15 protein-coding genes are annotated in these 12,564 nt (G+C 60.7%); all 15 read right to left on the bottom strand.

The window, feature by feature from the left end:
• Positions 1–2: 2 nt before the first annotated feature.
• Positions 3–998: a major capsid protein gene (locus C4K39_RS07520; protein ID WP_124346016.1), complete on the bottom strand. Its 996-nt coding sequence runs from the start codon at positions 996–998 to the stop codon at positions 3–5.
• 63 nt (positions 999–1,061) lie between these two features.
• A complete protein-coding gene (locus C4K39_RS07515; protein WP_068577821.1) occupies positions 1,062–1,406 on the bottom strand; it encodes a head decoration protein in 345 nt (114 codons plus the stop codon).
• Complete coding sequence (locus tag C4K39_RS07510; protein WP_124346015.1) at positions 1,403–2,545, bottom strand: head maturation protease, ClpP-related; 1,143 nt, start codon at positions 2,543–2,545, stop codon at positions 1,403–1,405. Before C4K39_RS07510 ends, C4K39_RS07515 begins: the two co-directional genes overlap by 4 nt.
• Positions 2,542–4,023, bottom strand: a complete 1,482-nt coding sequence (locus tag C4K39_RS07505; protein ID WP_124346014.1) for a phage portal protein — start codon at positions 4,021–4,023, stop codon at positions 2,542–2,544. The genes C4K39_RS07510 and C4K39_RS07505 overlap by 4 nt, the downstream gene beginning before the upstream one ends.
• Entirely contained in the window at positions 4,023–4,229 is a 207-nt protein-coding gene (locus C4K39_RS07500) for a phage head-tail joining protein (RefSeq protein WP_124346013.1), read from the bottom strand. Before C4K39_RS07500 ends, C4K39_RS07505 begins: the two co-directional genes overlap by 1 nt.
• Before the next feature lies 1 nt (position 4,230).
• On the bottom strand, positions 4,231–6,243 hold the full coding sequence (locus C4K39_RS07495) for a phage terminase large subunit family protein (RefSeq protein WP_124346012.1): 2,013 nt from the start codon (positions 6,241–6,243) through the stop codon (positions 4,231–4,233).
• A gap of 4 nt (positions 6,244–6,247) precedes the next feature.
• The gene (locus C4K39_RS07490; RefSeq protein WP_124346011.1) at positions 6,248–6,820 is read right to left on the bottom strand and encodes a terminase small subunit; all 573 of its coding nucleotides are present in this window, start codon (positions 6,818–6,820) and stop codon (positions 6,248–6,250) included.
• A gap of 174 nt (positions 6,821–6,994) precedes the next feature.
• On the bottom strand, positions 6,995–7,339 hold the full coding sequence (locus C4K39_RS07485; protein WP_124346010.1) for a phage holin family protein: 345 nt from the start codon (positions 7,337–7,339) through the stop codon (positions 6,995–6,997).
• A gap of 274 nt (positions 7,340–7,613) precedes the next feature.
• Positions 7,614–8,093, bottom strand: coding sequence for a hypothetical protein (locus C4K39_RS07480; RefSeq protein WP_124346009.1), 480 nt, complete (start codon positions 8,091–8,093; stop codon positions 7,614–7,616).
• Positions 8,090–8,473, bottom strand: coding sequence for a hypothetical protein (locus C4K39_RS07475; protein WP_124346008.1), 384 nt, complete (start codon positions 8,471–8,473; stop codon positions 8,090–8,092). Before C4K39_RS07475 ends, C4K39_RS07480 begins: the two co-directional genes overlap by 4 nt.
• A gap of 248 nt (positions 8,474–8,721) precedes the next feature.
• On the bottom strand, positions 8,722–10,215 hold the full coding sequence (locus C4K39_RS07470; RefSeq protein WP_124346007.1) for a primase-helicase family protein: 1,494 nt from the start codon (positions 10,213–10,215) through the stop codon (positions 8,722–8,724).
• Positions 10,216–11,253: a PriCT-2 domain-containing protein gene (locus C4K39_RS07465; protein ID WP_124346006.1), complete on the bottom strand. Its 1,038-nt coding sequence runs from the start codon at positions 11,251–11,253 to the stop codon at positions 10,216–10,218. It abuts the gene before it with no gap.
• Complete coding sequence (locus C4K39_RS07460) at positions 11,250–11,456, bottom strand: TraR/DksA C4-type zinc finger protein (protein WP_124346005.1); 207 nt, start codon at positions 11,454–11,456, stop codon at positions 11,250–11,252. The genes C4K39_RS07465 and C4K39_RS07460 overlap by 4 nt, the downstream gene beginning before the upstream one ends.
• The gene (locus C4K39_RS07455) at positions 11,449–11,937 is read right to left on the bottom strand and encodes a phage regulatory CII family protein (RefSeq protein ID WP_124346004.1); all 489 of its coding nucleotides are present in this window, start codon (positions 11,935–11,937) and stop codon (positions 11,449–11,451) included. Before C4K39_RS07455 ends, C4K39_RS07460 begins: the two co-directional genes overlap by 8 nt.
• A 314-nt stretch (positions 11,938–12,251) precedes the next feature.
• A complete protein-coding gene (locus tag C4K39_RS07450) occupies positions 12,252–12,479 on the bottom strand; it encodes a transcriptional regulator (RefSeq protein WP_103326989.1) in 228 nt (75 codons plus the stop codon).
• Positions 12,480–12,564: the final 85 nt, after the last annotated feature.

The raw sequence follows: 12,564 nt of genomic DNA, 5'->3' as shown, positions 1-12,564 counted from the left end.
GGTCACATCTCCAGCAGGATCTGCGCCAGCGGCCGCGTGCACAGGTGCAGCGGGTTCGACTGCGCTTCGCCCTCAATGCCCTTGTTGAACGGCAGAGGTTCGATCTTGCTGTAGTACGGCAAGCCCTCGGTGTTGACCGTTTCCATATAGTCCGCAGGTGCAAAGGAGGAGATGTACAGATCAGGGACGCCTTCGGGGATCAACAGAGCCTTATCGTCCTGGACGAACGAGACACCTGCCACTTTGCCGCGATAGCGCTCCCAGACAATCCCGCCGAATTCGAAGCTCTCACGAGCATCACCACGCAGCGATGCAGCTTGCATGGTGTTGAGGTAAGTCTCTTTGACCGAACGATGCACGATCAGTTTGTTCCAGAAGTTCTTGCCGCAAAAGGCGCGGGAGCCCGTGCTGGTGATACTGCCCAGCGCGTCCTCTTGCATGTCGAGCGCCTCACCGGCGCGAACACGCAGTTCAGTTTCCGGGTTGCCCAAGCCCATCGGCAGCTTCTTGCGAATGACACCAAACGACTTGTAGATGTCCAGCAGCGAAGTCTTGCCATCGGCATCGAGGATTTGGCCGTTCAGAGCCCCCATGCGCTGAAACTCGTGCGTAGCATCCAACTGACGACGGGCCCTCGCCAATCGCTTGTTGACCACATCCTGCACCGCCTGCAACTCGCTGCGGGTGCCAAAAGCGCGAATGCCCTGGATCTCGTCCGCCTTGATCGAGAAGCGCTGCGGCAGGTGCACGGTGTTGAACGGGATCATCGTACGCTTGGTCCCGGGCACCACCAGACCCGACGTACCACGATCACCCGCCGGCACCAGAACCAGGGTGTCTCCGTCCTTCTCGATCTGCACGGTCACGGTGGGGATACCTTCCTCCCTGAACAAACCCAGGCTGCTGATGCGACCCGGCAGGTATTCCTGCTCGTTGATCGCCGCAGTCAGCGAGGAAACCGAAAACGCGTCGTCGTTAAAAATCTCAATGTCAGCCATGAAGCAATCTCCAGAAAGCAAAAAACCCGCAAGGGCGGGTTCGATAAACGAGGGTGAAGGGTCTTAGCGGACGATCACGAAGTGACTGGCCAGGGCCTTTTCAGCCGCCATGTCGAGGCCGGTCAGACATGCCTCGCTGACCTCAGCAAGGCGCACCACGGCGCGGCCACGGCGGACTACATCCGACTCGCCCAATGGGCCGTAGAGGATGGCCTGGGCGTTCTCGCTGCCGTCTTCGGCAGTTGGCTTATAAGGCGCGAACTCACCGGTAGCAGTGACCAGGCCGAGGATCTGGCCGGGCTCCAGGGCCGGGCCGGCGGCGACGTTAATGGCTTCACGGGAGATGTTGCCGGCGCCTTCGGACAGCAGGAATTCACCCGCATGCATCGGCTCACGTTGAACAGTCATGGTCTGGTTCCTTTTGCGGAGGGTTGTTGTGCAGCTTGGCGAGCAGCCCAGATTGAGGGCTGGTCGATTTTCTTGGCCTGTACCTTGGGCGGCGGGTCGTTTTCCAACGGCAGGCTGTTATCGATTTCGAAGCCCTTGCCCGTGCCCACCAGCTTGTCGAACAAGCGAGCGCGAACACTGGCCGCGTCCAAGCCAGCGGCCACGAACTCGGCGCTGAACTCCGGCAACCGAGCGGCTACGCACAGATCGTTGATGGTCTTGGCCCGGGCCAGGCCAGCTTGAACAACCGCTTCACTTTCCAGCTGGGTGGACTTGAGCAACGGTTCTACCAGGTTGCTGATACCGGATTCAGCGCAACGCTGGGTGATCAGCAGAGCCAGCTGGGCAGCATCCACCACCGGAGCCGGCTCGGGCGGTGTTGCTGGTTCGCCCGGGACCGCTGGCGGTTGCTCGTCCAGCTGGGCCAGCAGCCCAGGGGGAGCGTTGCGAAAGCGCCGCAGCGCATCGCCATGGCCCAGACAGGCGCTGACCTTGACCCCGTCGCCTACTTCGTCCGCCAGGCCCAGCGCTAAAGCCTCGTTGGCGGTCAGCCAGGTTTCGGCATCGACGAGGCGCCGCAGCTCGGCATCGTCGATGTCCGGCGCCTTGGACTTGTAGGCCGCGATGATCGCTTCCAGGGTCTGGTCCAGCACATCGGCGACCTTGCGAAAGTCCTCGGCATCGCCCGCCGCATAGGTCCACGGGTTGTGAATCATCAGCATGGCGTTGGCGGCGATCACCACTCGATGCGCGCCGCACACTGCCACGCTGGCGGCGCTGGCGGCCAGGGCGTCAATCCGACCGGTACAGCGCTCGCCCAAACGCGACAGCGCGTTGTGCATTGCCAGGCCGTCGAACAGATCCCCGCCAATGCTGTTGAAGGCGACCACCACCGGCGACACCCCGTCGTCCAGGGCCCGCAGGTCCTGCACAAACTGATTCGCGGTCACGCCCCAGGCACCGATCTCGCCGTACACGAACACCTCGATGTTCTGTTGCTCGGCTTCGCCGCTGGCTCGCAGTGTGTACCAGGTCTGGTCCTTCACCGGCACCAGCACGCCGGCGGCGTCGTAGACGCGGACCTGAGTTTTCTTGCTCATGGTTGCTCCTTGTCGTCGAGCAGCTCGACGCTTTCGAGGGTGTTGTAGTTGAGGCCCAGGCCGTTCGCCCGCTCAAGATCAGCGGCGTTTTCCGCGTCGACCGTTTCAGCGTCGTAGCCGGTACGCAGGCACATTTCGCTGCGCGAGGCGAAACCGGCCTGCACTTCCATACGCCGTGCTTGAACGTCCTGCACCGGCTGGAGGTACGGCCAACCCTGCGGCACCCAGCGGGTACGCAGATATTCACGGCGGCGCTGGGCGTAGTCAGCCAATTGCACAGCACCGGACAGCACCGCCATATCCAGCCAAGCGGCACGCACAGGGCGGCACAACTGGTGCACGTAAACGCCGAACTGCAATTGTTCCAGGCGCCGGCGAAACTCGTTCAGCACCACCCGCATCACACGATCGTTGATGTCCTTCATATCGCCGGTAACGATCTCGTAGGGCACCCCCGCGCCGGCAGCAGCAGCCATGAGTTGCTGGCGCATGAAGTCCGGGTAGTTGTTGCCCGCATCCGGCGGCGTGGAGAACTCGACCTCCTCCCCGGGCCCTAGCTCCTGCATGGTCCCCGGCTCCAGCGCCACCATCGGCGTGAACCCGTCTCGATCCAGAGTAAACGGCTGGCCGGTGACGGGATCGAGTGCCGGCGGACCACCTTCCGGCGTGGGACGGGTGATAAAGCCCGCGAACAGGTTGGCGACCTCCTGCCGGAACAGCACCGCATCATCGTAGTTATCGAGGCTGCGCAGGCGTTTCAACACTGGCGACAGGCGCGGTACACCACGCAACTGGCCGGGCTCCAGCGGGTCGAAGATGTGCAGCACCTGGGCGGCCGGCACTCGCACTAGCTGGTTATAGCCGCCGGTCAATGAGGAGGATTCCCCTGGGTGCGAGCGATACATCCAGTACGCCACCCGCTTGCCTATGCCGTTGAACTCGATCCCGGCCCGAATGACGTTGCCGTCGCGGGTGGTTTCGAATTTGTCATGGGGCACAAACTCCGGCGCCAGCAGTTGCACCTGCAAGGGCACCGCCAGCCCATCCTCGGTTCGACGGGGTCGCAACCGCACGAAGCATTCCCCCGAGGTTTCAACGGTCCGGGCGACCAGCGCCTGCTGGCCATAAAAGTCGGTCAGTTCGTCGGCATCCGACTCGTCCACCCAATCCTCCCACAGGACATGCAACAGCTTGCGCAGGTCGTTGTCGACGGTCTGGGCCCGAGGGGTAATGCCAGTGCCGATCAGGTTACTGACCCGCTTGTCCACTACGTTGAAGGCGTAGGGGTCATTACGCACCGCCGCCCTGGAGCGCGAGCGCAAGTTGCGCAAGGCCGGGGTGTTGATGCTGTTGAGGCTACTCTCCGGGGCGTCCCAGCCCGCCGACCGGCGCCCCTCCCCGGCGCCTTCGTAGCTGGCTTTGATGTTCGATGGCAGCAGGAAGCCTTGACGGCTCAACGTTGGGTAGTGGCGAGCCATTACAGTCCTTTGCCCCCGTGGTAAAGCCGAACCACGCGGGGGCGTGGACCAGCAGTTGCGGCAAGACTGCCTCGGATCTCCTCGCGAGCCCTGAGCAGTTCGTCCACCGTCCGGTATTCCACCGTGCGGTCGCCATAGCGCACGGTTTTTTCACCGCGAGCGATAGCCGCCTCGATAGCGTCGAGGTGTTTCTGGGTAAAGGACATATCAGCGTCTCTTGAGATAGCCGCTGGTAGACATGCGGCGTTGAGGTTGCGGCGCGACGGGTTGGGCCCGGGCAACAGGTGCCGCAGGTGTCGGAGCCGGACGCTCGATGGCCTCTGGTTCCGATTCATCGGTCGCAGGTGCAGGCGACACCGCCTGCTGGCCGGCCTCGTCGTCGAACAATCCGCCCTGTGCCAGCGCCTGCCGGACCCGTTCCCAATCAGCGTCTAGGTAGCGATTGATGCCCAGGTAATGAGCCATCGCCAGGCAATACACCATCAGGTCGAGCGCTTCGTTTCGGTCTGCCTTGCCCTTCACCCACTCGATGCGCTTGTAGCCTTTGACGTAGCGGGCCACTTTGCTTTCGGCCACGCACTGATCGAAGAACTCATCGGGCAAGTCGTTAGCGAAGTGCAACGCCCCCGGGCCGTCCGGGAACGGGTAGCGGTTGTAGATCCAGTCCTTGGCGGTGTCGGTGCCGACAAACCACAGCTCGGCGCCGTTGCGCTCGGTCTGCCCGCGCCAGGTGACATCGACCATGGACGGGCGCTGGGCAATGACCGGACGCCCGGGCTTGCTCGCCCCCTTGATAGCGAAGATGTTGCGCCACCGACGAAGGCGGCAGAACTGGTAGACCTCGTCCGTGTGGTGACCACCGGAGTCGACACCCGCAGCCAGGATCGCCAGCGCGACACCGCAAGGATGCCGGTAGCGGGCCTTAAGCTTCTCGTCCAGCACATCCCATGTCTTCTGGTTCGCCGGATCACCCCAAATCACTTGGTGGTCGATCACCCAGCGCTCCAAGCCAACACCGAAGCCCATCACCATCAGCTCCAGGCGGTTGGCCTGCACGTCGACCGCAGCGGTCAGCATCAACACACCGGCCGGCATCGAGCCGAGGCTGTAGCGCTCAAGACGGGCCCGATCCCGTAGGACGTGGGCCTTGGTTTGCTCCTGGGCGCTGTCCCAGACCTTGGCCAGGCGGGTGTTGTAAAACACCTGCATCGGCTCCAGGTTGCCAGCGGCCTGGGCCTTCTTGGCCTTCTCGTACTGCCGGGCCAAGGTCCGCCAGTCGGTCCAGCCGGAAGGGGCGTACAAAGCGTTGAGGTAGAACCCCACCGTTTCCCCGTCGCCCTCGGCGTGCGCCCGCCACTGTCCGTTAGCCAGCATCCATCCTTTGTGGTGTTCCTCGATCAGGACATCACACTCAGGACCTGCACACTGGTAGTGCGCCACGCTGAAGTCAGCGGAGTACAGCAGGCGCTCCCACTCCAGCACCTGGTGATGCCCGCAGGTTGGGCACGGCACGTAGTAATGCCGCTGGTCGCTGGACTCGAACAGATCGCTGATCCGCGAGGCTCCCTTGATGGTCGGCGAACTGGAAAAGTAGAACTTGGCGTTGCGGCCGAAGGTACTGCCCCGGGCTTCCGCCAGTTCGATGGGGTCGCCCTCCTCGCCCACATCAACCTCCCACCGGTCAACCTCGTCACCGTACACATACCGAGCCGATAGCTCGGCAAGGTTGGCGGCAGAACCGGCCGTGGTCACATACAGCGAGCCACCTTCGAACTCCTTGGTGTCCATGGTGTTGCGGGAGTCGCGGGAGCGGCTGGACGCCACCCGCTTGTTCAGCTCCGGGGTGGCCTTGATCGTCTTGCCGATCCGCGACGAAACCCGCTTGGCCAGGCCGAGGCTCGGCAGCAAGGTCAGGATGTTGGATGGAGCCATGTGGATCAGGCCGCCGATCCAGTTCAAGGCGATTTGGGTTTTCATCAGCTGCGAGGCCACCATGGTCACCACCCGTTTGCAGGGGTGGGCCGGGGACAGGCAGCGCATGGGTTCTCGTGCGTACGGCGTCCGGTCCGTGCGGTACTTGCCGGGCTCTGCGGCTCCCGTGTCGCGCGGGATTCGCATGTATTCATCTGCCCATTCGTCAACCCATAGTTCAGGGTCTGGCTGTAGCCCTCGGCAATACGCATCGCGGTACACCTCTGCACCGTTTGCGTATTCGGGCATAGGTTCAGCTCTGTGTGATGGCTTGTTGTAGGTCGGCGTCGGTCATGCGTCCGGCGTCTTCAAGGGCTCGGCGAAACGCCCCTGTCAGGTGCCGCTCGATTTCCCAGGGATCGCTCAGTGCCGCGACCTCGGCAGCCAGTTGCGGCGACATGCCGAACAGCAAATCACGAACCATGCGCCCCGCGTTGTAGGCCGCAACCGTTACCGCTTCGCGGCCAACAAGGTCGCCCTGGACCTTGTGAAACTCAGCTTCGGCCAGCTTGGCCAGGTAATGCTCCCGGTGGGCTCGGGACTTCTGAAAATCCGGGCCTTTGCTGGGGAGTTGCGGCACAGAATCGGTTTCAGTAGTCGGCACCAGGCCGCTGCGCACATCGCGATCAATGCGCGCTTCTTCATGCCGAGCAGCCACCGCCGCCTTGCTGGGGTCTGCCGATTCAGCCAGCAGGGCCTCGGTTGCCTCCAGCTCGACCTTGCCGTCTGCGGTCAGCACCAGCCGATCTTGCTTGGCCAGCTTGGATACGTAGGACTTGGCCCAACCGCGCCGCGCCGCAAAGTCCGACTTGCTGATAACGGTCATGTGTTTGACGTCCAGTTAACCCAATAAATACGGGGTGTTCACCAGTTCACCGCCAGTTCACTAAGCGGGTGAACCAGCCGCTAACAAAGATCCGCGGGTTTCCGACCCCGTGTCCGGGAACGGCTCCCAGGGTCCCCGCCGGTGATTTTTCGACCTGGGCCGGACGAATCACCATCACCCCCTGCCCTCGCTGGTCGGTGGCACATCATCGACACCGATTCGCCTGGCCGCCCAACGCTCGTACAGGCCAATGGCGACATCCGCCCCAGCCATCGCGGTCAGGCAGCCGAAGGCGCCTGCCGTCCAGATCGAAACGCCGGCGCCGATCAGCAGCATTAGTGCCGCCATGCCGCAGACGATGCAGGCGCCAGACCGAAGCGCTAGGCGCCGCAACAGCACCCAACCTCGGGCGCCGTCCTTGTCTGCCCGCCACATCTCGCCGGACACACCGCCCACCAGGGCCAGGACAATTACCAACCAGATAGGCATCTCTGCCAGCGCTTGCTGCTCGTTAGTCATAGGGGGTCTCAAATGAGGGAGCGCGGCGAGCGCCGGAAAAAGAAAACCCCGCCAGGGTGACGGGGTTTTCAGTGTCCCGACCAAGGCCAGGGCTAGGTGCACAGCACGTGCTCGGGTGGAGCGCCTAGGCGCAGGTCGCATATCGTGGTGACTTTTTACCCCTCTCCGGAAAAACCGAAAAGGGGGTATTTTCGGTTGGTCAGAACGCGACACAAACACGACAACAACGCGACAACAATACGACCACAACACGACAAACCATCCCGACGAACGGTCAGGCTTGCCGGCGCCTCTCCATCGACGCCCGAGTCAGATCCGTTTCAACAGCACCACTACGCCGGCCACCACCTCGGGCAGTGACAGTGCGTGTCGCAAGAATGACCTGCACTTGCTGATGCAGCCGGTGGACCCAGTTCCGGTAGGTTCGATCTGCACTGGTGGGCAGTTGCAACAACGCGAGCTGCGCCTGGACGGTCAACGGCTCGGCATGCCGATAGCGGTTATGCGCAAGCCGGACCAACAAGGCGCCCTTTTCTGACTGGCGTTCAATCTGCGCGAGCGCGGCCGAAACCTCCGATGCGATGTGATCAATCCCAGCACCGCCACCGGGCAAGCGAGGTCCTGGCGTCCCACGCGGTGCACTCCCGCCCCACTCGATGATCGTTGCCATGGGGCTGCCCAAGCCGCCGCCATCCCCAACGCGACCGAGCTGGCGCGCCCAGTGCAACATCAGCTCCTCGATCTCTGGAATCATTGCTGCGAATCCAACTCAGCCCGAACATCATAAGCCCGCTGCTTCGCCCTCAATGCCAGCGGCTGCAACTGGCGAAGTGCTTCCAGGTAATCGGGCAGACTGTCCTCGATCAGGATCAAATCAACATCGTCATCCGATGTGCTGACAACGAATATCCATTGGATAGCGGGCATCCAGCTAAGGAGTCTTTGCTGGCTGGAGTCAAATGCCTGCCGCCGGTAGATGTCGTACACCCCTGCAACTTCGTCATGCAAGACGAACCGGAAGCCACGGAACAGCTCCTCGAAACTATTCCAGTGAACGACGCGGGCCTTGAGCAGTTCCTCGACACGGTCTGCAACCCTGGAAAAAAGACCCTGCTTGATTGTGTAAATCGCCATTTGCTTGATTCCTACTGGAGTTTTTACTGTCGGTTTAATTGTCGGAATACTGTCGGAATACTTTTAACCAATAAAAACAGGTAGTTATGTATAGATTCCGACAATCCGACGGATATTTAGGAAGTTTCTCGCCTGTGTATACGCGCACATGAGCAATCCCAAAAAGTCTGTCGGAATGTCGGAATGCCAATATTCATTGGGCGAAACCCGCGTTTATTAAGTGTCGGAATACTGTCGGAATGTCGGAATTAAAAATCTCCCGGCATGGGCAGTGATCGCCTGTCAAAAGCCGTCGCAAACTTCCGGCATTCAAGCCCAGCCTTGCTTGCCCAATCGCGACCCAGGGTTTGTTTCTCCGCCAGGAATGCAGGCGTTACATAGATCCTGGTCGTCTTGAAATCATCGCTTTTAGTCGGGTAACGAATGTCCGGCCGTGCTTGCTTCAAGTCCCGCACGGCCTCCTGGGTAAAGTCCCGTTGTCGTCGCTTAAACTCATTGGCCCCGTCACACCACCGGCAGAACGCCCGCCATAGATCATCCTGGGTAACGGCCGCCGTCACTGGGAACTCGGTTTCTCCCGCCAACCATCGCCGCACGAAGTAACGCGGCGCAGGCAAGCTGCCATCGATCAGCCCCTGCTTTTCCTCGTTCAAGGGGGGCTTGGAATGCGGCCCGAACCCGCTTAGGTCCAGGTTCATCAGGTAGTGATAAAACGCCTCGATGCCGCCGTTATCGATCTCATTCACCAAGGCGACGAAGTAATCCGGTGGCGGTACTCGGTCCACATAAAGCACCAGGTAGCGCCGATCTCCATCATCCAATGCCAGCGGCACCGTGGAGTTGGACAGGAACACGAAGTTGAGATGATTACGCTCCTCCCGGACCGGCATGTTCTTCTCGTTGATCTGCAACGTCTCACCCGTCACCAGGTGCTTGAGAACGCCCTTGTAGTGCCGCATCTCCTCGCGGCTGACAACCTCTTCGGCCAGGGCAAACAGCTTGCGGCTCTGCCACCCAGTGAACTGGCTTTCGAGCTGGGCCTGGCCAATAGTGGTGCCATAGTCACCGTAGATCCGGCGTAGCACCTTCTCCCATAGCAGGCTCTTGCCCGGACCCTCGGCACCGAACATCACCACCGCAGTAGCCATCTTCGTTCCTGGATGCTGGAGTGGATAGGCAATCCACTTCAACAGGAACAGGTACTCATCAGCCCGGTTGTTACAGAGCAACCCCAGGTGCTTGCGAATCAGCAAACATCCATCTGCGCCGCGAGGGTCAGGTTTCGCGTGAAAGCCGTCATAGAGGTTCAGCATGAGCGGCCCGCATTGCTCGGTGGGATCAAACACAACGTCCTGGGCCATGCGCCGATGATCGCTTTCCTGCCACCACTTGTACCGCGTCCGCCCAACGGCCTCACGGATAGCAGACAGCTTGATCATCCGCGAGCGGGCGCAATCCCACGCAACGTCCATTCCATAGATCACCACGAAGTCCCGGAGCAGCTCCTGCTCGCTGATGCGAAAGCCTCCCCCGTCTCCGGGGGTGTGAGTAAGCGCTTGTACGCCTGGCCCTTCGCACTCGAAAGAAGGGGCGCGGGGAAGAAAGTCATCTACGGATTCGGAAGCATCACTAGAGTCATCAAGCGGCTGCACAGTTGCGCCAGGCTTCAAGGACTCCAGCAGTTGATCACGTACCGCATCCAAACCGGATTTGCAGTGCAGGTCGTTCCAGTCGATTGCCATTTATGCCTGCTCCAGCGAAGTCGGAAAGGCTGCGAACCCACCATTAGCCGAGGCTGCCGCCTCGGCCTTGGTTCTACCTGGATTGCCTTTCGCATCAGGATCATCATCACCGGCCACCAGCAGGCGAGCATCGGGGAACAGCCCCCTTAGCGCCCGCGCAACGGCAGGTAAGTTGCCCGAGTCGACAGCCATCGCCACGGGCCAGAGCAAGGCCATATGCACACTGGCAGACGTGGCATATCCCTCAGCGAGTGCAATGTCCAACGGATCATCGACCGGGCCCAGGATGTGAAAGCATCCAGACTTACGCCCGTATTTGGGAAACAACTTGGTGCCCTGCCCGTTGATCGCCTGCAAGCTCCAGAGCCGACCTGATGCGTCTCTTATGGGCACGGCAATCGTGCCTGGTTTAAACACCAGAAAGCTCAGAGAGGCCGGCCTAGGCTTGGGTAAGTTGTCGAAGAACTGCATGGCGTTGCTGCCCGACCAGATCTGGCAGCGCTTGTTGTGGTCATCAATGGATAGAATGACCGTGGTCTTGAAGAAACCGACGCCGAACGCACCGACCTGTTTTCGCTCCAGGTACGCACTGCGTCCGCTTTCGTGGCAATGCTCGGACCAAATCCGCTGGCACGCATCGGCAACCAACGCCCGCATTTCCTCGAGTAATGCTTCGTCCGCTTCTACCTCGGCCTGTCGGCGCTTACGTCGCTCCTCTTGCTCCGCGGCAAACTTGCGCTTGTCCTCCGCGCTCATCTCGGTTTTGTCCGGACGCCATCCAGCATCGAGCGCCATCTTGAGGACCGTACCCAGGCCTGTGCCGGATTTCTTGAAGGACTTCCAAACCGATAATGCAGCCTTGCCATCGTAGGTCTGGCTGCTCTGGCTCCAGTGGTTCCAATCGCGGTATGCATCCTGACCAAACTCAGCCTTGAGCCCCATCCCAACCTCGACCCAGGTGTCACGCTGATCAGGACTGATGTACTGCAAAAGCGATGGAAGGTCGCCCAGTTGAAGCGGGATTTTATCGCTGCTCATCGCCGGGCCTCCCGCAGCTCCTGGCAACTAACGCAGGTCTGGCAACCCATAACCTTCTGCTGGCGAAGAAGCGGGATAGGTTCGTCACAGTCTTCGCAGAATTCGGCACTGGCGGCGCCAGTCGTCTGGCGCTGGCGGCGCTCCAGCGCGATCTGGAGGAAGTAGTCGGCCTGGTCGTTGGCGATATCAATCACATCAGCCATGGAGGTCTTCCTCCATCGCTGCGCGGGCGCCGGCCATGATGCCCAGGACAGCGCGAATCACGTCCGCGCCGTGCTTCTCCAGGTCCTCTACTTCGTGCGGCTCCCAGATATTGTCGGCGGCACCGCGATGCATGCTTGAGACGAACATGCCGGCTTCATGAAGTAGCCGGCTAACTGACTGCAAGGCTTGGTGCGTTGGCGCGGCAGGTTCGGGCTTGTACCAGACCATCCCCGCTGGGCGCATCAGCGCGTCCAGCAGCACCTCGCTTTGGGTCAGCCGGATAACCTCTTCAAGCTCGTCCGGATCCAACCAACGATGCTCGAAATCATGCTTGAGCTTCTTTTGAAGCGTGTCGTAATCCATGACCATGTCCACCGCCAACGCGGTGACGCCGCCCCGGTAGCTATGGCCGGCGCGATAGAGCGCCTTACGCAATGACAATATCGGCTCGACGGCCGTTGGTTTAGCTGTACGACTCATAACCGTAAATACCTCTTTTACGGTCTAGCCAGATGATAGGGAGCGCCCTATCATCCGACCCACGACCGGTGTGCTGTGCTAATCGTGCTGTGCGGCACGGTTCATCGTTCCAGTCAGCCGGGGAAATCTTGTGGTGAGAAACCCGGTCCGACGTCCTCAGTAACGCGTTGTGTATCTATGCAACTTGTTACGGCCGGCCTGGCTGATCTTGGTGAGAGCAAAAAGGCCGGTGTTTCAAGTGGTGGTATTCATGTGCTGGTGCCACCACTGCTGGGACGGGGGTCTTGTGGTGAGAATCCCCGGACCAGCACCTTTTATGCTGCTTTTGAGCCACGCAGATATGCCCAATCAATGTCTGGGCGAAGCTCTTCACAAGTTACAGCTCCCTTGGTTTCGCGCTCCAGGTTCACAGCCAGACCGCCAGAAGCGCGACGATTGCCGTAAGCAATTTGCTTAAGCTGCCCCATCGTGGTTTTACAGCGGCAGGCCAGATCTTCTACCTGCAATTTGTCGAGACTCTTCATGTATGTATGCAAGCTCATGCGCACCTCCATTTTGCGAGAGACTAGCAGCCGCTAACGCCATTAACAATAGCTGGGCGCAATTTACAAAACGCTAAACGATTCT

The organism is Pseudomonas sessilinigenes (assembly GCF_003850565.1).
Classification (GTDB): Bacteria; Pseudomonadota; Gammaproteobacteria; order Pseudomonadales; family Pseudomonadaceae; genus Aquipseudomonas; species Aquipseudomonas sessilinigenes.
The sequence above is the reverse complement of the archived record's forward strand: the minus strand, read 5'-3'. Positions and strand labels throughout refer to the sequence as shown.

Bases quoted from the DNA above. Each gene is read 5' to 3' on its own strand.
- C4K39_RS07465 (WP_124346006.1), bottom strand. From the start codon at position 11,253: ATGAGCAGCGATAAAATCCCGCTTCAACTGGGCGACCTTCCATCGCTT.
- C4K39_RS07475 (WP_124346008.1), bottom strand. From the start codon at position 8,473: ATGGCGATTTACACAATCAAGCAGGGTCTTTTTTCCAGGGTTGCAGAC.
- C4K39_RS07450 (WP_103326989.1), bottom strand. From the start codon at position 12,479: ATGAGCTTGCATACATACATGAAGAGTCTCGACAAATTGCAGGTAGAA.
- C4K39_RS07460 (WP_124346005.1), bottom strand. From the start codon at position 11,456: ATGGCTGATGTGATTGATATCGCCAACGACCAGGCCGACTACTTCCTC.
- C4K39_RS07505 (WP_124346014.1), bottom strand. From the start codon at position 4,023: ATGGCTCGCCACTACCCAACGTTGAGCCGTCAAGGCTTCCTGCTGCCA.
- C4K39_RS07485 (WP_124346010.1), bottom strand. From the start codon at position 7,339: ATGACTAACGAGCAGCAAGCGCTGGCAGAGATGCCTATCTGGTTGGTA.
- C4K39_RS07470 (WP_124346007.1), bottom strand. From the start codon at position 10,215: ATGGCAATCGACTGGAACGACCTGCACTGCAAATCCGGTTTGGATGCG.
- C4K39_RS07500 (WP_124346013.1), bottom strand. From the start codon at position 4,229: ATGTCCTTTACCCAGAAACACCTCGACGCTATCGAGGCGGCTATCGCT.
- C4K39_RS07510 (WP_124346015.1), bottom strand. From the start codon at position 2,545: ATGAGCAAGAAAACTCAGGTCCGCGTCTACGACGCCGCCGGCGTGCTG.
- C4K39_RS07490 (WP_124346011.1), bottom strand. From the start codon at position 6,820: ATGACCGTTATCAGCAAGTCGGACTTTGCGGCGCGGCGCGGTTGGGCC.
- C4K39_RS07480 (WP_124346009.1), bottom strand. From the start codon at position 8,093: ATGATTCCAGAGATCGAGGAGCTGATGTTGCACTGGGCGCGCCAGCTC.
- C4K39_RS07495 (WP_124346012.1), bottom strand. From the start codon at position 6,243: ATGCCCGAATACGCAAACGGTGCAGAGGTGTACCGCGATGCGTATTGC.
- C4K39_RS07520 (WP_124346016.1), bottom strand. From the start codon at position 998: ATGGCTGACATTGAGATTTTTAACGACGACGCGTTTTCGGTTTCCTCG.
- C4K39_RS07515 (WP_068577821.1), bottom strand. From the start codon at position 1,406: ATGACTGTTCAACGTGAGCCGATGCATGCGGGTGAATTCCTGCTGTCC.
- C4K39_RS07455 (WP_124346004.1), bottom strand. From the start codon at position 11,937: ATGAGTCGTACAGCTAAACCAACGGCCGTCGAGCCGATATTGTCATTG.